At 36.7% G+C, this 21,941-nt stretch carries 21 protein-coding genes and 2 tRNA genes; all 23 read left to right on the top strand.

All coding sequences use genetic code 11. The annotated features are described in order from the left end of the window. The first annotated feature begins 2 nt into the window (after positions 1-2). The 23 genes from HMPREF9083_RS02190 (at position 3) to HMPREF9083_RS02080 (ending at position 21,938) form a co-directional block, all read left to right on the top strand. Positions 3-830 (top strand): LpxI family protein, encoded by an 828-nt coding sequence (locus HMPREF9083_RS02190; RefSeq protein ID WP_007555743.1) that lies wholly within the window; start codon positions 3-5, stop codon positions 828-830. Further along, positions 827-1,975 carry a lipid-A-disaccharide synthase gene (lpxB, locus tag HMPREF9083_RS02185; protein WP_007555742.1) on the top strand — a complete coding sequence of 383 codons (1,149 nt, stop codon included), beginning with the start codon at positions 827-829 and terminating at the stop codon, positions 1,973-1,975. Before HMPREF9083_RS02190 ends, lpxB begins: the two co-directional genes overlap by 4 nt. Further along, a complete protein-coding gene (locus tag HMPREF9083_RS02180; protein WP_007555741.1) occupies positions 1,959-3,713 on the top strand; it encodes an ABC transporter ATP-binding protein in 1,755 nt (584 codons plus the stop codon). The genes lpxB and HMPREF9083_RS02180 overlap by 17 nt, the downstream gene beginning before the upstream one ends. Beyond that, positions 3,714-5,003, top strand: coding sequence for a 3-deoxy-D-manno-octulosonic acid transferase (locus HMPREF9083_RS02175; protein WP_007555740.1), 1,290 nt, complete (start codon positions 3,714-3,716; stop codon positions 5,001-5,003). 12 nt (positions 5,004-5,015) lie between these two features. Then, the gene (gene lpxK / locus HMPREF9083_RS02170) at positions 5,016-6,113 is read left to right on the top strand and encodes a tetraacyldisaccharide 4'-kinase (protein ID WP_007555737.1); all 1,098 of its coding nucleotides are present in this window, start codon (positions 5,016-5,018) and stop codon (positions 6,111-6,113) included. Then, positions 6,110-6,838, top strand: coding sequence for a 3-deoxy-manno-octulosonate cytidylyltransferase (gene kdsB, locus HMPREF9083_RS02165; protein ID WP_007555736.1), 729 nt, complete (start codon positions 6,110-6,112; stop codon positions 6,836-6,838). The genes lpxK and kdsB overlap by 4 nt, the downstream gene beginning before the upstream one ends. Next, the gene (gene kdsA / locus HMPREF9083_RS02160; protein ID WP_007555735.1) at positions 6,835-7,656 is read left to right on the top strand and encodes a 3-deoxy-8-phosphooctulonate synthase; all 822 of its coding nucleotides are present in this window, start codon (positions 6,835-6,837) and stop codon (positions 7,654-7,656) included. Before kdsB ends, kdsA begins: the two co-directional genes overlap by 4 nt. A 17-nt stretch (positions 7,657-7,673) precedes the next feature. Further along, positions 7,674-8,645 carry a KpsF/GutQ family sugar-phosphate isomerase gene (locus HMPREF9083_RS02155; protein WP_007555734.1) on the top strand — a complete coding sequence of 324 codons (972 nt, stop codon included), beginning with the start codon at positions 7,674-7,676 and terminating at the stop codon, positions 8,643-8,645. Next, complete coding sequence (locus HMPREF9083_RS02150) at positions 8,645-9,169, top strand: KdsC family phosphatase (RefSeq protein WP_007555733.1); 525 nt, start codon at positions 8,645-8,647, stop codon at positions 9,167-9,169. The genes HMPREF9083_RS02155 and HMPREF9083_RS02150 overlap by 1 nt, the downstream gene beginning before the upstream one ends. A 26-nt stretch (positions 9,170-9,195) precedes the next feature. Continuing rightward, on the top strand, positions 9,196-10,173 hold the full coding sequence (locus HMPREF9083_RS02145) for a lysophospholipid acyltransferase family protein (protein ID WP_007555732.1): 978 nt from the start codon (positions 9,196-9,198) through the stop codon (positions 10,171-10,173). Continuing rightward, the gene (lptC, locus tag HMPREF9083_RS02140; protein WP_007555731.1) at positions 10,163-10,696 is read left to right on the top strand and encodes an LPS export ABC transporter periplasmic protein LptC; all 534 of its coding nucleotides are present in this window, start codon (positions 10,163-10,165) and stop codon (positions 10,694-10,696) included. Before HMPREF9083_RS02145 ends, lptC begins: the two co-directional genes overlap by 11 nt. 4 nt (positions 10,697-10,700) lie before the next feature. Then, on the top strand, positions 10,701-11,405 hold the full coding sequence (locus tag HMPREF9083_RS02135) for an LptA/OstA family protein (protein ID WP_007555730.1): 705 nt from the start codon (positions 10,701-10,703) through the stop codon (positions 11,403-11,405). A gap of 15 nt (positions 11,406-11,420) precedes the next feature. After that, positions 11,421-12,143, top strand: a complete 723-nt coding sequence (gene lptB / locus HMPREF9083_RS02130) for an LPS export ABC transporter ATP-binding protein (protein WP_007555729.1) — start codon at positions 11,421-11,423, stop codon at positions 12,141-12,143. Positions 12,144-12,166: 23 nt separating this feature from the next. Continuing rightward, positions 12,167-13,252 carry an LptF/LptG family permease gene (locus HMPREF9083_RS02125; RefSeq protein ID WP_007555007.1) on the top strand — a complete coding sequence of 362 codons (1,086 nt, stop codon included), beginning with the start codon at positions 12,167-12,169 and terminating at the stop codon, positions 13,250-13,252. 17 nt (positions 13,253-13,269) lie between these two features. Further along, positions 13,270-14,460 (top strand): DUF3084 domain-containing protein, encoded by a 1,191-nt coding sequence (locus tag HMPREF9083_RS02120; protein ID WP_007555728.1) that lies wholly within the window; start codon positions 13,270-13,272, stop codon positions 14,458-14,460. Then, positions 14,457-14,891: a Holliday junction resolvase RuvX gene (gene ruvX / locus HMPREF9083_RS02115; RefSeq protein ID WP_007555726.1), complete on the top strand. Its 435-nt coding sequence runs from the start codon at positions 14,457-14,459 to the stop codon at positions 14,889-14,891. Before HMPREF9083_RS02120 ends, ruvX begins: the two co-directional genes overlap by 4 nt. 62 nt (positions 14,892-14,953) lie before the next feature. Continuing rightward, positions 14,954-15,029 (top strand) — tRNA-Pro (locus HMPREF9083_RS02110). Positions 15,030-15,036: 7 nt separating this feature from the next. Then, positions 15,037-15,113 (top strand) — tRNA-Arg (locus tag HMPREF9083_RS02105). Between the two features lie 93 nt (positions 15,114-15,206). Continuing rightward, on the top strand, positions 15,207-15,485 hold the full coding sequence (locus HMPREF9083_RS02100; RefSeq protein ID WP_007555725.1) for a hypothetical protein: 279 nt from the start codon (positions 15,207-15,209) through the stop codon (positions 15,483-15,485). A gap of 546 nt (positions 15,486-16,031) precedes the next feature. Continuing rightward, on the top strand, positions 16,032-16,709 hold the full coding sequence (locus HMPREF9083_RS02095) for a phosphoribosylaminoimidazolesuccinocarboxamide synthase (protein ID WP_035062587.1): 678 nt from the start codon (positions 16,032-16,034) through the stop codon (positions 16,707-16,709). Positions 16,710-16,739: 30 nt separating this feature from the next. After that, positions 16,740-17,219, top strand: coding sequence for a 5-(carboxyamino)imidazole ribonucleotide mutase (purE, locus tag HMPREF9083_RS02090; RefSeq protein WP_007555722.1), 480 nt, complete (start codon positions 16,740-16,742; stop codon positions 17,217-17,219). A gap of 13 nt (positions 17,220-17,232) precedes the next feature. Next, entirely contained in the window at positions 17,233-18,261 is a 1,029-nt protein-coding gene (purM, locus tag HMPREF9083_RS02085; RefSeq protein ID WP_035062585.1) for a phosphoribosylformylglycinamidine cyclo-ligase, read from the top strand. Positions 18,262-18,272: 11 nt separating this feature from the next. Next, positions 18,273-21,938, top strand: coding sequence for a phosphoribosylformylglycinamidine synthase (locus HMPREF9083_RS02080; protein ID WP_256998179.1), 3,666 nt, complete (start codon positions 18,273-18,275; stop codon positions 21,936-21,938). Positions 21,939-21,941: the final 3 nt, after the last annotated feature.

Raw genomic sequence — 21,941 nt, 5'->3', positions numbered from 1 at the left:
TTATGGCAAGACTGGGATTATTGGCCGGAGTAGGAACACTTCCTTTTGAATTTGTTCAAACGGCGAAAAAACAAGGACATGAAATTGTTTGCATAGCAGTTGTTCCCGATGTCGACACAAGACTTAGAAGTTATTCGGATAAATATTTTGAAATAAATGTTTTTAAACTCAATAAAATTTTGAAAACCCTTTGTGAAGCAAATGTCAAAGAAGTCACAATGCTGGGTAAAGTTACAAAAGAATATTTGTACAAACGAAAGTTGGTAATACCCGACTTAAGAACTGTAAAAATATTGAATAAATTAAGAAAACTTGATTTTAAAGACGATACAATCATGCTTGCATTGGTAGATGAATTGGAAGGCAGCGGATTAAAAGTTATGGATCAGACGAAATACTTGAAACCTTTGATGCCGCCGCCGCAAATTTTCACGCATGCAATGCCGAGTGAAGAACAAATGGACGATATTGCATTCGGATTTAAAACTGCGAAATTGATCGGACAAATGGATATGGGACAAACCGTAGTTGTAAAAGACAAAGCCGTAATGGCGGTAGAAGCGATTGAAGGAACGGATGCATGTATACGAAGAGGCGGCAAACTTGCCGGAAAAGGCGCAGTTGTCGTAAAAGTGGCAAAGCCGAACCAAGATCCTCGCTTTGACGTACCGGCAGTAGGACTTGATACATTGAATGCAATGATTGAAACGAAATGTAAAGTACTTGCAATAGAAGCAGAAAAAACATTATTTGTAGACAGATTTGATGTTATGGATAAAGCTGACGAACACGATATAGTAATTGTATCCGTAAATCAGGAGAGCTTATGAAAATTATGATGTCCGCCGGAGAAGTATCCGGAGATATGCATGCAGCTGCAGTTGCAAAGGAAATAAAAAAAATAAATTCGGAAGCTGAAATTTTCGGAATGGGCGGAATTCGTATGCAAAAAGCCGGCGTACGAATTATTTATGATATAGAAAATTTGGGAATTATAGGATTTGTAGAAGTAATTAAACATTTACCTCTATTTTTTAAATTGCTGTCTTTTTTGAAACAAAAATTGAAAGAAGAAAAACCGGACGTACTTGTATGCGTAGATTATCCGGGATTCAATATGAAACTTGCACATGCGGCAAAAGAAATGGGAATTCCCGTAGTTTATTACATAGCTCCGACTATTTGGGCATGGAACAAATCACGGGCAAAAAACATAGTGCGTGATGTGAAGAAAGTGGCATCCATATTTCCCTTTGAAGCGAAAGCCTATGAAAAAGCCGGTGCGGACGTTACTTTTGTAGGGAACCCTTTGGCAGATACGGTAAAACCTTCATTGAATTATGACGAGGCGATGAAATTTTTTAATGCTGACCGCTCAAAAAAACGTATATTGCTGATGCCCGGAAGCAGAAAAAAAGAAGTTTCGGATTTACTCTTTACCATGCTTTCGGCATGTCGTGAACTTTCTAAAACATTTGAATGTCAATTTTTCCTGCCGAGAGCGGATACCGTTTCGGAAAAAATGCTTGAAGAAATTTTCAAGAAAGTGCCGGAAGTAAAAGTACAAGTAACAACTGAAAAAACTTATGACTTGATGAATATTTGCACAATTGCAATAGCATCATCCGGTACGGCAACACTTGAAACCGCATTGATGGGATTGCCTACAGTGCTTTTGTATAAATTGGCACCGATTACATGGTTCTTTGCGAAAAGACTTGTACAAGTCAAATATGCCGGACTTCCGAATTTGCTTTTGAAAAGAGAAATAACACCGGAACTTTTACAAGATGAAGTAACCTTTCAAAATATTACAAAAATTGTTACACCACTGCTTGAAGATGAAGAGAAACGGAAAAAAATTGTAGAAGATTTGAAAAACGTAAAAACGGCAATGGGAGATGAAGGCGCTGTAAAAAGAACTGCGAAATTAATATTGAAAACAGCGGGGAGCATAGATGGAAAAGACGAATAAAATAAACAGCTACAAAAGACTGCTTACATATTTATATCCGTACAAAAGTAAATTGCTTTTGTCGATTTTATGTATGTTGGTAGTTGCATCTTCCAATTTGGTAGTACCTTGGATAATAAAAGATGTAATAGATAAAGTTTTGGATAAAAGAGATGTGTACATGCTCTCGCTTGTAATAATCGGAGTATTGGTTGTATTTCTTTTCAGAGGAATTACCACATTCGGACATAGATACCTTATGGGTTTTATCGGACAATCGGTAATTATGGACTTGCGAAACGTATTATACAAGCACTTGCAAAAATTATCCGTTTCATACTATGACAAAAGAAGAATAGGAGATATCATGAGCAATCTGACAAACGATATCGCCGCACTTCAGACAGCCATAGTGGACAACTTCGTTGTTTTCGTACAAGAAAGTGCGATATTCATAGGATCGTTTGCAGCCATGCTCTACCTGAATTGGAAACTTACTGTACTGTGCATGATAATGGTTCCTATGGTATATTTCGCAATAAAATTTTTCGGAAACAAATTGAATTTAAGCGGTAAAAACGTACAGGAAAAATTGGCGGACGTTACATCCATATTACAAGAAACAATTCAAGCGGTAAGAATTATAAGAAGCTTCAATCGTGACGAATATGAAATAGAAAGATTTGAAAAAGTAAACGGAGCAAGCTTCAGTGCCGCAATTAAAGCCATATTCCAACAAAGTCAACTTACACCGGTCGTGGAATTTGTAGCGGCATTGGGAGTTGTGGCAATTATATGGTACGGAGGAATTTCGGTAATTGACGGAACGATGACAACCGGTGCCTTGATAGCATTCTTGGTATATGCCATAAATTTGGCAAATCCGACAAAAAGACTTGCGGAATGCTACGGAAATATACAAAAATCATTGGCGGCGGCAGACAGAGTTTTTGCAATTTTAGACGAAGAATCCGAAGTAAAAGAAAGGGAAAACGCAAAAGAACTTATAATAACAAAAGGAGAAGTATCATTTGTTCATACCGCATTTTCATATGATTTGAAAAATTACGTACTCAAGGATTTGAACTTTACCGTAAAAGCCGGAGAAACGGTAGCGATAGTAGGTCCTAGCGGAGCCGGAAAAACAACCATAGCAAACTTACTTCCAAGATTTTATGACGTTACATCGGGAGAAATTCTGATTGACGGAATTGATATACGTGACGTTACGATAGATTCACTCAGAAACAATGTAGGACTTGTACCACAAGATACCATTTTATTCAACTCTACTGTAAAAGAAAATGTACTTTACGGAAAACTTGATGCAACGGAAGAAGAAGTTTGGAAAGCAATAAAACTTGCAAATGCGGAAACATTCGTAAAAGAACTTCCGGAGGGAATTTACACAAAAGTCGGAGACAGAGGAATGGTACTCTCAGGCGGACAAAGACAACGTATAGCAATTGCACGTGCAATACTCAAAAATCCGAAAATTCTCATATTGGACGAAGCCACCTCCGCATTGGATACCGAAAGCGAAAAAATAGTACAAGAAGCACTCGACAATCTGATGATAGGCAGAACATCATTCGTTATAGCACACAGACTCTCTACAGTGCGTAATGCCGATAAAATAATAGTTTTAAACGGCGGTGTAGTAGAAGAATTCGGAACGCATGATGAACTTATGCAAAGAAAAGGACTATATCACGAACTTTATACAATGTCGGATGAACGCAATATAGAAGGAGCATAAATGTACTTTATTTATAATTTCCTGATGATAACGGGTTGGATTTTTCAACTTCCGGTCATGCTGTATAAAATGATATTCAAAAAAGATGCATATATAAAAATAAAATCATACATGGAAATAGTATCCTATGAAATAAAAAACAAACTGAAAGATAAAGAAGTTATATGGATACATATGGCATCTGTCGGAGAAACCGTAGCTGCAAAACCTATAATAAAAGAAATAAAAAATAAATATCCGAATGCGGGTGTAGTAATTTCATGTAACACCTCCGGCGGAATGGCGATGGCAAAAAGCAACATAAAAAATGTTGAAGGATACATCTACTTTCCTTTCGATATGGTATATTTTGTACGAAAAATACTTGATGCACTTAATCCGAAAGCGGTAATAATCATAGAAACCGAACTTTGGCCAAATCTTTTGAAATCTACAGCACAAAAAAATATACCGGTATATATAATGAACGGAAGAATATCTGAAAAATCAATGGAAAGATACATGATGATAAAAGGATTTATATCAAGATATTTTTACAATATACGTGCATTTTGTATGATATCGAAAGAAGATGCCGATCGTATAATTAAACTCGGAGCAAATCCCGAAAAAGTAAAAATAACGGGAAATACGAAGTACGAAAGAACCGGTAATCCGATTTCACAAGAATTTATAAATGAATGGAACGACATACTGAAAATAAAAAATACAACAAAATTGATTGTCGCAGGAAGCACACATTCCAAAGAAGAAAAAATACTCTGTAAAATGTTTAAAGATATATCTTCAAAAAGAAAAGATGTAAAAATGGTAGTTGCGACAAGAAATATAAGTCGTTCGAATGAAGTTGAAAAAATATTTAAAAACTCGGGAATTGAAGTAAAACTCAGAACACAAATAAAAAAAGAAGATGATGCGCAAGTCATAATACTTGATACAATCGGAGAACTCGGACAATTATATTCGATAGCGGACATAGTATTTATCGGAGGAAGTTTGGTACCGGCAGGAGGACATAATTTGCTGGAAGCGGCAGCATATGGTAAACCGATAGCAGTAGGCCCGTACATGTTCAACTTCAAAGAAATACATGAACTGTTTTCAAAAGAAAAAGCATGCAAAACGGTAAAAGACGAAAATCAACTTATCGAAACATTCAATGAATTTTTTGAAAATGAAGAAAAATTCAAGAAAATGGGAAATATAGCGATGAAAATAATAAATGAAAACAGAGGATCCGCAAAAAGAGATGTAGACATATTCGGAAAAACATTTACTCAAAATTGTTAAAAGGTGAAATTGATGAGTAAGGAAAAATATTTTTTAAAACTTATATCGGAAGAAAATCCCTCAATAGCGGAAAAATGTATTTTAAAAGGACTTTTGCTTTTGGAAAAAATATATTTGAAGATAATAAGTGAAAAAGATAAAAAAATAAAAAAAGTAAGAGTAAACGTGCCGGTAATAAGCGTTGGAAATATTACCGCAGGCGGTACCGGAAAAACCCCCTGCATAATTCAACTCGGAGAATACTTGCAAAAAAAAGGTAAAAGAGTTGCCGTATTATCGAGAGGATACAGAGGAACATACGAAAAACAAGGCGGAACGGTATCCGACGGGAAAACGATATTTCTTAATGAAAAAGAAGCGGGCGACGAACCTTGTATGATTGCACACAAGCTTCCCGAAGTATCGGTATATGTCGGGAAAAACAGAATAAAATCAGCACAAAAAGCGATAAAAAACGGAAGCGAAATACTGCTTTTGGATGACGGATTTCAATATAAAACTTTGGAAAGAGATAAAAATATAGTGCTGATAGACAGTACAAATCCGTTCGGATACGAACATCTTTTGCCGAGAGGATTACTCAGAGAACCTTTGGATGAATTGAAACGTGCCGATCTTATTATTTTGACAAAAGCAAATCAAGTTTCAAAAGAACGGATAAATGAAGTAAAAGCAAGAATTTTAAGTATAAATTCTTCAGTGACTATACTTGAATCATTGCACAAACCCGTATATTTTTTTGAAATAAAGGAAAACGCAAAGAAAACTCCTTTGGAAGTCATGAAAGGCAAAAAAGCAGTTCTTTTATCCGGTATAGGAAATCCCGCGGCATTTGAAAAGACGGCAAAAGAATCCGGACTTGAAATTTGTAAAAATATAGCGAAAAAAGACCACTTTTCATTTGCATATATAGACATTGAAAAAGCTGTAAACGAAGCGAAAATTCATGGTGCGGATATAATCGTAACCACTGAAAAAGATGCAATAAAGTTGAAAGACATTATAATGAAAAACGATGTGAAATTTCCTATATATTCACTCTGCATAGAAATGAAATACCTTGAAAAAGGCGAAGAAAAGATACAAAAATATTTGGAGGAACTGATTTGAAAACCGCATGTATTATTCCGTCAAGATATGCATCGACAAGATTGCCCGGAAAGCCGCTCAAAATGATTGTCGGCAAAACTCTTATCCGGCGTGTATATGAACAAACTTCTAAAGCGAAATTGATTGATGATGTAATTGTCGCAACTGACTCCAAGCTTATAGAAAAAGAAGTAAAAGGCTTCGGCGGAAAAGTTGTAATTACATCAAAGAAGCATAATACGGGAACCGACAGGATAGCTGAAGTTGCAAAAAATACGGACTATGACATTATTGTAAATGTACAAGGTGATGAACCTTTGATAGAACCGGAACTTATAGACAATCTCGTAAGAGAAATAAGTACAAATGACGACTTGGACATGGTAACTGCAGCCGCACCATTACGTGAAAGTGAATACGAAGACCCGTCATGCGTAAAAGTTGTAAGAAATATTTACGGAGAAGCATTGTATTTCTCACGTTCGCTTATACCGTATCCGAGGCATGAATTTTCAGTACCTCCTTTGAAACATATAGGTATATACGCATATAGAAAAGAATTTCTTTTAAAATATGCAAACATGAAACAAACATCTCTTGAAAAAACGGAATCGCTGGAACAATTGCGATTGTTGGAAAACGGATACAAAATAGGAGTTGTTACTGCAAAATCTTACGGTATCGGTGTAGACACTCAAGAAGATTTGGAAAAAGTAATCGAATACATAAAGAGGAGAGAATTATGAAAGCCATTCAAGTAGGAAATATAAAACTCGATGGGAAAAAATTATTTCTTATCGCAGGTCCATGTGTAATAGAAAGCTATGAACGCACATTGATGATAGGAAAAGAAATAAAAAGAATTTGTGAAAAACTGGACGTGACATACATATTTAAAGCATCTTACGATAAAGCGAACAGATCTTCATATGATTCATTTCGCGGCCCCGGACTTGAAAAGGGTTTAAAAATACTTGCAGATATAAAAAAAGAATTGAATGTTCCGATTTTATCTGACGTACACGAAACGTCACAATTGGAAGCGGCAGCAAAAGTACTTGATATACTTCAAATACCGGCATTTTTATGCAGACAGACGGATTTGATCTGCGGAGCGGCAAAAACCGGAAAAGCCGTAAATGTAAAAAAAGGTCAATTTATGGCACCGGAAGACATGAAAAATGTAATCGGAAAACTTGAAAAAACAGGAAATTACAATATTTCATTGACAGAAAGAGGAGTTTCATTCGGATACCACAATTTGGTAGTAGATATGAAAGCCTTTCCGATTATGAGAAAATACGGATACCCTGTAATTTTCGATGCGACACACAGCGTACAATTACCGGGAGGTAACGGAACATCTACAGGAGGGCAAAGAGAATTCATACCATGTCTTGCAAGAAGTGCCGCAGCGGCCGGAGCGGACGGATTTTTTATGGAAGTGCACGATAATCCTCCCGAAGGACTTTCAGACTCTACAAATATGTTATATCTTTCGGACTTGGAAAAATTGCTCACGGACTTGGTGGAAATACATGAATTGGTAAAAAATAAAATTTAACTTAAATCGGAGGATGTATGGACGTTTTAAAAACAGCTAAAGAAGCTATGCGAATTGAGGCAGAATCAATTCTTTTGACGGAAAAAAGTTTGGACAAACACTTTAAAAAAGTTGCAGAACTTATTTTGAATATAAAAGGAAGAGTAATACTGACCGGCATGGGAAAATCCGGACAAATAGCGGGGAAAATAGCATCAACCCTTGCAAGTACCGGAACACCGGCATTCTTTTTGCATCCAGGCGAAGCCATACATGGAGATTTAGGAAAAATAACATCTTACGACATTGTATTTATGTTATCAAACAGCGGAGAAACTGAAGAAATAATAAATTTGATACCCTCTATAGAAAAAATCGGAGCAACCGTAATAGTTATGACAGGATGTAAAAACTCGACACTTGCACAAAAAGCGGACGTTGTTCTCCCTGTAGTAATAAAAAAAGAAGCTGATGAATTCAATATGGTACCCACATCATCATCGACAACCATGCTTGCAATCGGAGATGCACTTGCGATCACACTTATGAAATTGAAATCGTTTACATCCGAACATTTTGCACTCTATCATCCCGGAGGCACATTAGGAAAGAAAATGCTCATGACGGTAAAACAAATAATGCACTCGGGAAAAGATAATCCCGCAGTTAAGCCGAAATTAACCGTACAAGAAGCACTATTTGTAATGACTGCAAAAGGACTGGGGGCGGTTTCAATAATAGATGAAAAAGGTAAACTCAAAGGAATTTTGACAGACGGAGACATTCGCCGAGGACTTGAAAAACATGCGGACTTTTTGAAATTTGAAGTAAAAGAAGTAATGATAAAAAATCCTATAACAGTGCATCCGTCACAACTTGTGGTAGATGCAATAGAACTGATGAAATCGCATAAACCCAATCCCGTCACCGTACTTCCGGTATGCGAAAAAGACGGATACGTATGCGGAATGATACACTTGACAGATTTGCTCAAACAAGGAGTATTGTAATGGGCGCACTAATAAATATAAAAATGATAGCATTTGACGTTGACGGAACACTTACAAACGGCAAGCTTTATGAAAATGAAAACGGAGAACTATACAAACAATTTCACGTACATGACGGACTTATGCTGAGCCTTGCTCACAGCATAGGAATAAAAACAGGACTGATTACAGGAAGAAATTCGCCGATAGTAAAAGCACGAGGAAAAGAACTTGATATGGACTTTGTTCTCTTGGGAGTGAAAAACAAAGTAAAAGCCATGGAAAAATTGAAAAGCGAGTACAATTTGAGTTGGGAAGAAATTGCATACATGGGAGACGACTTGAATGATTTGAACTTGCTTAAAAAAGTTGCCTTCTCGGGATGTCCGAAAAATGCACGTGAAGAAAATAAAAAAATATGCGACTTCATTTCCGAATACGAAGGCGGAAACGGAGCTGCAAGAGAATTTATAGAAAAAATTTTAAAAGCACAAAATCTTTGGGAAACGGCATTGAACAAATTCAAAGAAATAACGGAAGAATAATTTTATTGAAATGAAAAGGAGACATTATGTCATTAAGTGTCAGATACATACTTCTGAAAGGTTTAAGTAAAATACTTTGCAAAATGTCTTACTCCCGTATTTTATCAATGGGTAAATTTACGGGGCCTTTCATTATGAATAAAATAAAAAAGCAAAAAAAACGCGGAATAAGTCAAATAATGACCGGACTTTCATGCAATCAAGAAAAAGCGGAAAAAATTTTACAAAAAGTGTATGAAAATATAGGCATGACATTTTTCGAACTTCTTTACACTCCGAGATTGGTAAAAGAAAAAAACAATATAAATGAATATATAAAAATAGATCATGAGGAATATTTGAAAGAAGCACTTAAAGAAGGAAAAGGAGTTATCGGACTTACCGCACACTTCGGGAACTGGGAATGGATGGGTGCCGGCGCAGCTTTGCACGGATACAAAATATCCGCAGTAGCAAAGAAACAAGATGACGATATAATGAAATTGATATCCGAATTTCGTGAAATGTCGGGACAAATCATATTCACCACCGGAGGAAGCAAGTATGAAATGATAGCTGCCGCACGTGCGATGAAAAACAATTATTTACTGGGATTTTTATCAGACAAAGACGGAAGAAAAACCGGAATACCGGTAAGACTTTTAAACAGAATTTTTTCATTTCCTCAAGGACCCGCAGTTTTTGCAAGTAAATTCAAAAGTCCGATATTGCCTGTTTTCATCATAAGAAATAAATCGGGGAAAGGGCACACCATATGTGTTCGCAAAAGTTTCTACTATGAATACACCGGCGACAAAGAAAAAGATTTAAGAGTAAACTCTCAAAAAATGGCGACAATATTGGAAGAATTTATCAGAGAAAATCCTGAAAATTGGATGTGGTTTCAACACCTTTTTTGGACGGAACCCGATGAAATTGAAAGATTTGTAAATTTATCTGAAGAAGAAAAAAATAAAATGGCCGAAGGTATGATAAATGCGCGGGAGTATACGAATGAAAAGTAAGAAAAAGATATTTATTATAATCATAACGGTTATAATATGTATAGGAATATACTTGCTGTTTCGCAAAGACGGTTTTGAATTCAAACATTCCAAAGAAGCGGAATTTGCAATAGAATTTAAAGGAACCGAACTCAAAGAAGAACGTGACGGAAAGCTTATATGGAAATTGAAAGCCGACCGTGTTAATATTGACAAGGATAAAAACGTAATGAGCATAGAAGGTGCCGAATGCATATTCAACGACAACGGAATATCCTTGAACGTAAATGCGGACTCTGCGATTTTCAATAAAAATGAAAATGTACTTTACTTGAAAGGAAGCATAAAAGGACACTCCGACGACGGTACCTCCTTAAAAGCGGAAAATTTAAAATACGAAAGCAAAACGGGAATACTTTCAAGTGACAAACCGTTTTTCATAGAAAAAGACGGACACAAATTGACGGCAGATTCTTTTACGGCAGATCGGATACTTAAAACTGTAAAAGCAAAAGGAAATGCAAGTTTAACCGACAGGGGATGATCAAATGAAAAATATATACAAACTTATAACGGTAATAATATTTACATTGCTTTCTGTCGGAAGTGTATTTGCAGCAGATATTACGGCGGATGAACTGGTTTATGACTCGCAAACGAAAACGGTTTCCGCAACGGGAAACGTAGTAATAAATGACGGAGAAAGTACTATAACCGGTGCAAGCGGAAAATACGACTTCAACGACAAAACAGCAATCTTGAGCGGCGGGGTAAATTATACAAAAAATCAAGACACTTTAAGCTGCGAAACACTCTACATTTACAGTGACAAAACTATAAACGGAAAAGGAAATGTAGAGCTTGACTTCAAATCTGAAAATATTTTTCTCAGCGGAGATGAAATAAGTTATAATCAAAATACGGGTATAGGACAAATCAACGGTAACGGATACTTCAAATCCCAAGACGGGATAATACGTGCGCCGCAAATCGAAGGACATTTGAAAGACGTACTTATAACCGCAAGCGGAGGAGTGGAAATAACTGCATACACTCAGAATGTTCACGCAACCGGAAACGAACTGATATACACAAAAAGCGGAACATACGGAACTGACGGAAAACTCGTTTTGAAAGGAAATGCAGTTGCGACACAAAACGGAAATCGTTTCGAAGGACCGGAACTTATATTTAAAGAAGAAGAAAAAGTTATCGAAACAAACGGAAGAAGCACCATGACTATCAATCTGTAGCCGAGGAAAAAATAAATGAAAATAGAAACGCACAATTTAGTAAAAAGATACGGAGAAAGAATTGTAGTAGACAAAGTAAACGTAGAAGTCGAACAAGGCAGTGTAGTAGGACTTCTGGGACCGAACGGCGCAGGTAAAACCACAACATTTTACATGATAGTCGGAATAATAAAACCGGACGAAGGCGATGTGACTGCAGGCGGAGTATCACTCGTAGGAATGCCCACACATAAACGCATAGAATTCGGAGTGGGATATCTTCCGCAAGAAGCATCCATATTTCGTAAACTCACAGTAGAAGAAAATCTTATGGCACTTCTTGAAACAAGAAAAGAATTGACACAAACTCAAAGAGAAGAAAAAGCGGACACATTACTCAATGAATTCAGAATACAACACGTAAGACACACAAAAGGAAATGCTCTCTCGGGCGGAGAAAGACGAAGAGTGGAAATTGCAAGAGCATTGACAATGGAACCGTCATTTATATTACTTGACGAACCGTTTGCAGGAGTAGATCCTTTGGCGGTAGAAGACATACAAAGTGTAATAATGCACCTTAAAACACTCGGTATAGGAATACTGATCACAGATCACAACGTTCGTGAAACATTGAGAATTGTCGACAACGCATACATACTGTCCGAAGGCAAAATACTGCTTTATGGAACATCGGATGAAATCGCACGAAATCCGATAGCGAAAAAATTTTATCTCGGAGAAAATTTCAGCTTATAACAAATACAAAAGGAGGAATTCTTATGAGAATACTCGACAAATACATACTTAAAGAATTCCTCGGACCGTTTTTATTCGGTGTTGCGGCATTCACTGCAATCTTTTTGGGATCGGACACACTCTTGAGCATTGCCGGATTTATTACAAAATACGGAGCATCATCACTGTCTGCGATAAAAATATTCATTTTGGCAATACCCCGAATTATCGTATACACATTTCCGATGGCGGTACTTTTAGGAGCACTCATGTGTATGTCATCACTCTCGGGCGCAAGTGAACTTATCGTCATGCGAAACTCCGGACAAAGTTTTTTAAGACTTGCAATGCCGATATTTATTTTCTCGGCAATAATAAGTATTTGTGCGATAGCGTTCAACGAATTTGTAGTACCGTGGACAAATCGTGAATATCAATACATATTGGACGTGGAAATAAAGAAAAATTTAAATCCGGACATTGTAGATAATATAGTAATGAAAGACATACAAGACGGAAACCTTCTGCATTTGATATATGCAAAGAAATACAATCCGGAAACGAAAGAGCTCAAAGACATAACAATACAAGAATTCAAAGACGGAAAACCCGTAAAAATTGAAATGTCACCCAAAGCCGTATGGAAAGAAGGCGTTTGGGATTTCAAACAAGGTGTAGCATACGATATAACACCTGACGGAGTTGAACACAAACTGTCATTCGACAGCCAAGCAGTACCGTTCATACAAAAACCCGATGAAATAAAAAATTCAAACAACAACGTCGGAGAAATGTCGATAAGTGAACTGAAAAAGACGGCGGACCTTCTGAAATCTGCAAACCAAGACCCGACAAGCTTTTACATGGAAATACACAAAAGATTTTCACTGCCGATTGCAAGTCTTGTATTTGCAATCATAGGCGCACCGCTGGGAATACGAAAACAAAGATCGTCATCATCGATAGGATTCGGAATATCGGTAATAGTAATTTTCATATACTATGCGGTAATGACATTTATGGAAGCAATGGGAGAAGGACACATCCTTCCTCCGTTTGCAGCGGTATGGCTTCCGGACATACTTACATTTTTGATAGGTTGCTACTTGGTACGACGTGCCAATATCTAACAAGAGAGGAGGGAAAAATGTTTATCGGCATATCAATATTTATCATACTTATGATTATGGGCGGAATAATTGCCTTTTTGGGAGACAAAATAGGATCAAAAGTCGGTAAAAGAAGACTGACCCTCTTCGGATTAAGACCCAGATACACATCAGTCATAGTAACTATAGTATCCGGTATACTTATATCGGCACTTACAATTGCGGTAATGGCGGTTTTAAATGAAAATGTACGAGTTGCACTGTTCGGAATGCAAAAACTTCAAGAAGAAATGTCCGAACTGAACAACAAAATAAAATTGAAAAATCAAGAACTTATAGAAAGTAAAGAAAAACTCGATACAAAAACAAAAGAATACGAAAACGTAGAGAAAAAATCAAAAGAAATCTCATACGAACTCGCACGTGTAGACTCGCAACGTATACACATGGAAAATGAACTTGTCGCAGTACAACAAGCATACGACGAAGCAAAACACGGAATAGACTTATCCGCAAAAGAAATCGAAGAACTCGAAAGCACAAAAAATCAATTAAATAAAAACATAGAAAAACTCAACAAAGAAAAAGAACTGCTCTTGGGAAACATAACGGCAATTCGAGAAGGTACCGTAATATTCAGAGCGGGACAAGTAATAACCGAAGCGGTAATTGACGAAAAAACATCAACAGGAAACACAATAGACACACTCGAAAACATACTCGGACAAGTAAACAACGCACTTAAAGAAAGAATGCGGATAAAAGACGAAAAACTGCAACTGGTACGCATACCCAAAGACTCATTCACACATGCAGTATCACAAATTGCAGACTCCGACAATAAAAAACTCGTACGAGTAGTAGCGGCAGGAAACCTCATACTCGGTGAACCTACAGTAGTAGACTTCGAAGTATACGACAACAAACTTATATTCAACGAAGGACAAACAATTTACAGCTCCGGACTTGAAAAATACAAAGACATAAACAGTTACGAACTCAAAGTAATCAGATTTTTGAAAGACCTCAACAAATTTGCAGCGAAAAAAGGAGTGCTTCCCGACCCGATAACAGGAAACATAGGACAACTGGAAGGAAGAGAACTTTTGAGAGTAATACAAGAAGTAAAAGACTGCGGAGGAAACTGCAAACTGTATGTAATTGCAAAAACAGACATATACACAAGCGGACCGCTCATCATAGAAGTAAGAGTGGAGAGAACAAGATGATACTTTCAATAGATCCGGGATCTGAAAAAACAGGAATTGCCGTCGTAAAAAAAGACGGCAATCTTGTTATGAAAAAAATAATAAAAACAGAACGCCTCGAAGAAGAAATCAAAACACTTACAAAAAAAATTGAAATAACTGAAACTGCAATCGGAAACGGAACACACCATAAAAAATTAGAAAAACGTATAGAAAAATTATACGAAGAAATGAAAAAAGAAATACCGATATCAATCGTAGATGAAAAATATACAACTGAAATCGGAGAACAATGGTACAAAAAAGCAAATCCTCCGAAAGGATGGAAACGCATTATTCCCTTCGGAATGCGAACGGTCGACAAACCGGTAGACGACTACGTAGCGTGGGTAATAGCATGCATACATTTGGGGAAAATTGAAGCGGAAGACGTAGGACACAAAAAAATATAAAGTATAAATATAATTAAACGGTTGACGAAAATACATAAATATAATACAATAATAAAGTGTTCCGGGGCATAGCGCAGTTGGTAGCGCACCTGCTTTGGGAGCAGGGGGTCGCCAGTTCGAGTCCGGCTGCCCCGACCAACAATATGGCTCAGTAGCTCAGTTGGATAGAGCAACCGCCTTCTAAGCGGTGGGTCGGGGGTTCGAATCCCTCCTGGGTCACCAGAAAAGGACAGCCGTAAACGGCGACAAAACAGAATCTTCTACAAGATTCTGTTTTTTAATTGAAAAATATTTATAAAATAAGTAGGAAGATTAATGAATACTTATATTTCCGATAAAGGAATAAAAATTTTAAAAGAATTGAAAAATAAAACCTTTATCAGAATTATTGCAGATGATTGGAGAGATTATAATAGAAGTTGCGGAAATATCAAAATAGATTTTGAGGATTGTTCCATAGAAATAGAAAATGATTATAGAAATGTTTCGTACTTCGGTGTAAATGAAGAATTGGCTGGATATGACGTTATATGTTTAAAAAACGGAAATTTTGAATCGTCCGTTATGTCGGATAATTTGTATGTAAAAAAATAATAAGAAAATTACAGGAATCAGTATTATTAGAGATACCGTTATGATTGATTATTCAAGTAATTTAAAAAAGAAAAGTATTTAATAGATTAAGCCGTTATTTTTAAGTTTGATTATATGAAATGGATTATTTCTCAAACCTCAATATTTACTCTTATGTCAAAAATGTTAATTTCAAAAATTATTCTATTTCCGAAAATAAAAAATTTATGTTGGAAAGCAGCGTTTTTTGCTGTATGTGAAATGTTGAGCGTGTGAAATATTTTATTTTCTGTTTGACAAATGATATTTTTGTGCTATATTGAAAATGTAAATATAATATTTTTGAAATAAAATCTATAAAAGAGAAAGAGTGCCTAGGGTTCCGAAAGTTTTGCTTTGCTGGTCCGAGCGGCACGAGTACTTGAATGCAAGTATGACACCAAGGGGATAAAAGCCCGGAAGGTAGGTTTCACTTTGAAGCTTACTTCCGGGTTTTATTTTTTTCACAAAATCAGGAGTCGGAAGCAGGCAAGGTTGATTTATTTTTACTTTTATGGAGGTATTTCTGTGAAAAAAATTTATGTTGGCAAGACAAAAGATATTTACAAAAATTCTGCCGGTAATTACGTTTTGAAGTTTAAAGACGATGTTACCGGAGCAAACGGTGTTTTCGATCCCGGTGCGAATGCTGTCGGTTTGTCTATTGACGGTGTCGGACATGAGGGTCTTCAAATTACAAAATATTTCTTTGAAATTTTAAAGAAAAGGGGTATAGCTACTCATTATATCGATTGTGATTTGAATGAAAATACTATGACTGTAAAACCTGCACAGGTTTTCGGTGACGGTCTTGAATTTATTTGCAGATTCAAGGCGACAGGAAGTTTTTTCAGAAGGTATGGAAAGTATGTAAAAGAAAATGCGGATTTGGATACTTATGTGGAAGTAACTTTGAAGGATGATGAAAGATGCGATCCGCTTGTTACCGAAGATGCATTGGTTGAATTGAATATTTTAACGAGAGAAGAATACGAAGAGGCGGTAACTCTCACAAAAGAGGTCTCTACTATTGTGCGTGATGTTTTGAATGATAGGGGACTTACTCTTTTTGATATCAAATTGGAGTTCGGCAGAATTGACGGCCGAATTGTTTTGATAGATGAAATTTCCGGTGGAAATATGAGAGTTTACAAGGGCAATAAATTTATTGCTCCGACTGATTTGTATTCTTTTTTGCATGATTGATTTTATGAAAATTTCAAGGGGTGTGAGTTTATGAAAGTTGCATTGATTGCAGGAAGTATTTCTGACAGGGAGATTGTAAAAAAAACGTGTGATGTTTTAAAGAAGTTCGGTGTCGATTATGAGGCGAGAGTTATTTCGGCACACAGATCTTTGGATTTTGCGATTGATTTTGTGGAAGGTATGGAAGAGAACGATATCGAGTTGATTATCGCTTTTGCCGGTAAGGCTGCACATTTGGCAGGTGTGCTTGCAGGCATGTCGACTGCTCCGGTTATCGGTGTTCCGGTGAAGAGTTCAACGCTTGACGGTCTTGATGCTCTTTTGTCTACCGTTCAAATGCCTAAGGGCGTTCCCGTAGCTACCGTTGCGATTAACGGTGCGGAGAATGCGGCAATTTTGGCAGTTCAAATTCTTTCTCTCAAGTATGACGAATTGAAAGTGAAACTCAAGGATTACAAATCGGAAATGAAAGCGCAAGTTGAAGAGATGAATAAGGAACTTGATTTATAAACAGGGGGAATTTATGGCACTTACTTATGAATCTGCAGGTGTAAATAAAAATGAGGGATATAACGAAGTAAATTTAATAAAGAAATTTATAAAGAAAACTTATACCGACGGTGTTCTTTCGGATTTGGGAGGTTTTTCGGGACTTTTCGAGTTGAATAAGGATAAGTTCGAGTGTCCCGTTTTGGTTTCGGGGACTGACGGTGTAGGTACGAAGGTGAAGCTTGCACAGATGCTTGATGTTCACAATACAATCGGTATTGATTGTGTGGCGATGTGTGTGAATGATATTTTGTGTCAGGGTGCAAAACCGTTATTCTTTTTGGATTATATTGCTTGCGGCAAACTTGTTTCCGAAAAAATGGCAAGTATTGTAGAGGGTGTTGCAGAGGGGTGTGTGCGTGCCGGCGCTGCTTTGATCGGCGGTGAAACTGCAGAAATGCCCGGAATTTACAAGTTGAATGATTATGATCTTGCAGGTTTTTGTGTGGGTGTTGTCGACAAAAAGAAAATTATCGACGGTAAAAAAACTGTAAAGAAAGGAAATGCAATTCTCGCTCTTCCTTCTTCAGGTTTGCACAGTAACGGCTTTTCGCTCGTGAGAAAAATAATTTTTGAGCATAAGAAGTTTTCTCTTGATATGAAACTCGACAGCGGAAAAACTTTGGGTGAGGAGCTTTTGACACCTACAAATATTTATGCAAAACAGATTGGAAGATTGCTTGAAAAGTTCAACGTGAACGGAATTTGTCATATAACCGGCGGCGGTTTGTATGAAAATGTTCCTCGTGCACTTTCGGAAAATACGGATGCACGTATTTATAAAGACGCAGTTCCCAAAAAAGAAATTTTCTCTCTTCTTCAGGAGTGGGGCGGAATAGAAACCGATGAAATGTACGGAACTTTTAATATGGGTTTCGGTATGTTGATATTTGTAGAAAAAGAAGATGTTGAAGGTATAAAGAAATTATTTGAAAAATCCGGTGATGAAATTTACGAAGTCGGAGAAGTTATAGAGGGAAGTTCAAAAGTTGTTTTATGCTAAGTGGAGGCAGCGTGGATAAAAGAATTTTTGTAAAAAAGAGGAAAGGCTACGATAAAGCGACTGTCGAGCTTGAAAAAAATCTGAACTTCGAGTTCGGTTTGAATTTGAAAAATACGGAAAGTTATATAATTTACGATATTTACAATATTGATGAAGAAACGTATGAAAAAGCGAAGAAGTCCGTTTTTTCCGAAGTCATGATTGATGAAGTTTTCGAAGATTTAATTCTTGAGGACGGTAAGTATTTTGCTTACGAAACATTGCCGGCACAGTATGACCAAAGAGCGGACAGCAGTATGCAATGTATTTCTTTGTTGGATGAAGATGCCGATGTAAAAGTAAGATGCGGAAATATAATTGTTTTTGACAGAAGACTTGATGAAAGCGAATTGAAGAAAGTTGAAAAGTATTTAATCAATCCTATAGAGTCGAGAGTCAAGGACATGAGTGCTTTGAGTTTTTCGGTTGATTCCGAAATGAAACCTTTGAAAGATTTAACCGGTTTTGTAAATTTTTCAAAAGAAGAATTACTTGATTTGAAGAATGAATTGTCTCTTGCGATGGGTTTTGAAGATTTATTTTTCATACAGGAGCATTTTAAAAGCATAAAAAGAGATCCTACGGAAACCGAAATTTACGTTTTGGATTGTTATTGGAGCGATCATTGCAGACATACAACGTTTGAAACGGTGATTGATGATGTGAAGATAGAGTCGAATTTATTTCAAAAAGAAATGCAGTCGGCTTTCGATGTATATCTTGATGTGAGGAAAAAACTCAATATAAAGAAACCGATTACACTGATGGATATGGCAAGTTGTTTCGGGAAGTATCACAAAAATATTTTGCATGATGAAAATATAGAGGTAAGTGAAGAGGTAAATGCTTGTTCGTTTTTTACGGATATAGTAAATAACGGAAAAAGTGAAAAGTGGCTTATTCAGTTTAAGAACGAAACGCATAATCATCCTACCGAAATCGAACCTTTCGGCGGTGCAAGCACTTGTGTGGGAGGTGCAATTCGTGATCCACTTTCCGGACGAAGCTATGTTTATCAGGCGATGAGAATTACCGGCAGCGGAAATGTTTTGCAAAAGCGTGAAGATACTTTGGCGCATAAATTACCTCAGGCGGATATTTCAAAGAAAGCTGCGGCAGGTTATTCTTCTTACGGTAATCAAATCGGACTTGCAACGACATATGTAAAAGAATTGTATGACGATTCTTATGTTGCAAAACATATGGAAGTCGGTGCGGTAGTCGGTGCGGTAAAAGTCGGAGATTACAAAAGACAGTCACCGGAAAACGGAGACATCGTTTTACTTATCGGAGGACGTACGGGACGTGACGGAATTCAAGGTGCAAGCGGATCCAGTTTAAGTCATACAAATGATTCTTTGGATACGATGTCAAGTCAGGTACAAAAAGGTAATGCAATCGAAGAAAGAAAAATTCAGAGATTATTCAGAAAACCCGAAGTAACGAAATTAATAAAAAAATGCAACGACTTCGGTGCGGGCGGAGTTTGTGTGGCGATAGGCGAACTTTCGGACGGTGTGGAAATTCATTTGGATAAAATTCTTGTGAAATATGAAGGTTTGAATCCTACCGAACTTGCTACAAGCGAATCTCAGGAACGTATGGCGGTGGTGATTTCACCCGCTGATTACGATACTTTCATAAAAGAGTGTAAAAAAGAAAATATAGAGTATTCACATGTAGCAACGATAACCGACAGAAAACGTCTTGAAATGTATTATTTCAATCAAAAAGTTGTAGATATGAGTGCGGAGTTTTTGGAAACGGCCGGAGTACGTCAACACTCAAGTGCGATTTTGAAAGACAATGAAGGTAAAAATCCTTTTGAAAGTGTGGAAGTTACAAAAGACAACATTTTGAAAGAACTGAAATCTTTAAACGTAACTTGTCAGAAGGGAATTGCACAAAGATTTGACGCATCAATCGGTGCGATGACGGTATTGATGCCGTTTTCCGGTAAAAATCAACTTACACCGGTTCAGGCGAGTGTTCAAGCACTTCCGACAATACACAGTACAAGCGATACGGCAACAATTCTTACCTACGGATTTATACCGAAGATTTCTCATTACTCACCGTTTTTGTCATCGATTTATGCAGTTCTTGAATCCGTTGCAAAAGTTTATGCGGCGGGCGGAAACAGAAAAGATTTGTATTTCTCATTTCAGGAATATTTCGAAAAACTCGGCAAAGACTTTACAAAGTGGGGTAAAGTTGCACAGAGTTTACTCGGAGCGATTTACGCACAAAAAGAAATTGAAGCGCCTTCCATCGGCGGAAAAGACAGTATGTCGGGTACCTTCAACGATATGAATGTCGTTGAAACTTTGATTTCATTTGCATGTACGACAGTCAAAATCGAAGATGTAATAACTCCTGAATTAAAGCGTAAAGGAAATAATTTGTACTATGTACCGGTAGTTAAAGATCATAAAAATTATCCCGATATAAAAGAAACAATCAAAAATTATGAAGAAGTAGAGAAATACATAAAAAGCAAAAATATCGTATCGGTATATGTACAAGAAGAAGGCAGCATAGTTGCATCTTTGGTGAAAATGGCGATAGGAAACGGTTTGGGATTTACGGTAGAAAAAGAAAATATTTCGGATTTTGTACCGGCATCCTTGATTGTCGAATCGGATATTGAACTTCCGTTTGAAAAAATAGGAAAAGTCGGAGATGAAATTACTGTAAACGGTATAAAATTCACAAAAGATGAAATTTTCAATGCATACACAAACACGTTGGATGAATTGTATCCGTTGTATGAAAATGCGGACAAAGGAACATGTGAAAATATTTCCGTTAAATTTGAAAGTAAAAAATACTATCCCGAGTATGTTGAAAACGTAAGAGTTTTAATTCCGGTATTTCCGGGAACAAATTGCGAATACGATTGTGAAAAAGCATTTATTGATGCCGGTGCAACAACAAAGACGCTCGTATTCAGAAATAAAACTTCAAAGGATATAGAAGAATCTATTGACGAATTGGCAAGAGAAATAGAATTGTCGCATATCATTATGTTTGCCGGAGGATTTTCAAGCGGTGACGAACCTGACGGAAGTGCGAAATTCATTGTAAATGTTTTGAAAAATAAAAAAATAAAAAAAGCCGTTTCAAATCATTTGGCACAAAAGAAACTTATTTTGGGTATATGTAACGGTTTTCAAGCATTAATCAAATCCGGTTTACTTCCATACGGTGAAATACGAGAACTTGATGAAAACGATTTGACACTTTTCAGAAACGACAGTTTCCACCATATTTCAACCGCTGCGATAACACGAGTTGCAAGTACAAATTCACCATGGACACAAGATTTTGAAGGAGGTGAACTGCATGAAGTGCTGTTCAGTCACGGTGAAGGTAAACTTGTCGGAAAAAATATTGAAAAGTTTAAACACTTGGCTGCTTTCCAATATTCCGATTTCAACGGAAATGCAACTTACAACGGTAAATTCAATCCGAACAATTCATCGTATGCGATCGAAGGCATGATAAGTGAAAACGGACTTGTTCTCGGCAAAATGGGACATAGCGAACGATATGGTACAAATTTGTATAAAACAAAAACCATACAGAAAAAGCAAGACATATTTAAAAACGGAGTAAATTATTTTAAAAGGAGCTAAAAA

The organism is Dialister micraerophilus DSM 19965, from assembly GCF_000194985.1.
In the GTDB taxonomy this organism is placed as follows: Bacteria; Bacillota; Negativicutes; order Veillonellales; family Dialisteraceae; genus Dialister; species Dialister micraerophilus.
The sequence above is the reverse complement of the archived record's forward strand: the minus strand, read 5'-3'. Positions and strand labels throughout refer to the sequence as shown.

Coding starts and splice junctions, on each gene's coding strand:
- purE (WP_007555722.1), top strand. CDS start 16,740: ATGAAAGTTGCATTGATTGCAGGAAGTATTTCTGACAGGGAGATTGTA.
- HMPREF9083_RS02175 (WP_007555740.1), top strand. CDS start 3,714: ATGTACTTTATTTATAATTTCCTGATGATAACGGGTTGGATTTTTCAA.
- HMPREF9083_RS02190 (WP_007555743.1), top strand. CDS start 3: ATGGCAAGACTGGGATTATTGGCCGGAGTAGGAACACTTCCTTTTGAA.
- HMPREF9083_RS02120 (WP_007555728.1), top strand. CDS start 13,270: ATGTTTATCGGCATATCAATATTTATCATACTTATGATTATGGGCGGA.
- lptB (WP_007555729.1), top strand. CDS start 11,421: ATGAAAATAGAAACGCACAATTTAGTAAAAAGATACGGAGAAAGAATT.
- lpxB (WP_007555742.1), top strand. CDS start 827: ATGAAAATTATGATGTCCGCCGGAGAAGTATCCGGAGATATGCATGCA.
- ruvX (WP_007555726.1), top strand. CDS start 14,457: ATGATACTTTCAATAGATCCGGGATCTGAAAAAACAGGAATTGCCGTC.
- lpxK (WP_007555737.1), top strand. CDS start 5,016: ATGAGTAAGGAAAAATATTTTTTAAAACTTATATCGGAAGAAAATCCC.
- HMPREF9083_RS02135 (WP_007555730.1), top strand. CDS start 10,701: ATGAAAAATATATACAAACTTATAACGGTAATAATATTTACATTGCTT.
- lptC (WP_007555731.1), top strand. CDS start 10,163: ATGAAAAGTAAGAAAAAGATATTTATTATAATCATAACGGTTATAATA.
- HMPREF9083_RS02100 (WP_007555725.1), top strand. CDS start 15,207: ATGAATACTTATATTTCCGATAAAGGAATAAAAATTTTAAAAGAATTG.
- HMPREF9083_RS02145 (WP_007555732.1), top strand. CDS start 9,196: ATGTCATTAAGTGTCAGATACATACTTCTGAAAGGTTTAAGTAAAATA.
- HMPREF9083_RS02125 (WP_007555007.1), top strand. CDS start 12,167: ATGAGAATACTCGACAAATACATACTTAAAGAATTCCTCGGACCGTTT.
- HMPREF9083_RS02180 (WP_007555741.1), top strand. CDS start 1,959: ATGGAAAAGACGAATAAAATAAACAGCTACAAAAGACTGCTTACATAT.
- HMPREF9083_RS02150 (WP_007555733.1), top strand. CDS start 8,645: ATGGGCGCACTAATAAATATAAAAATGATAGCATTTGACGTTGACGGA.
- purM (WP_035062585.1), top strand. CDS start 17,233: ATGGCACTTACTTATGAATCTGCAGGTGTAAATAAAAATGAGGGATAT.
- HMPREF9083_RS02155 (WP_007555734.1), top strand. CDS start 7,674: ATGGACGTTTTAAAAACAGCTAAAGAAGCTATGCGAATTGAGGCAGAA.
- kdsA (WP_007555735.1), top strand. CDS start 6,835: ATGAAAGCCATTCAAGTAGGAAATATAAAACTCGATGGGAAAAAATTA.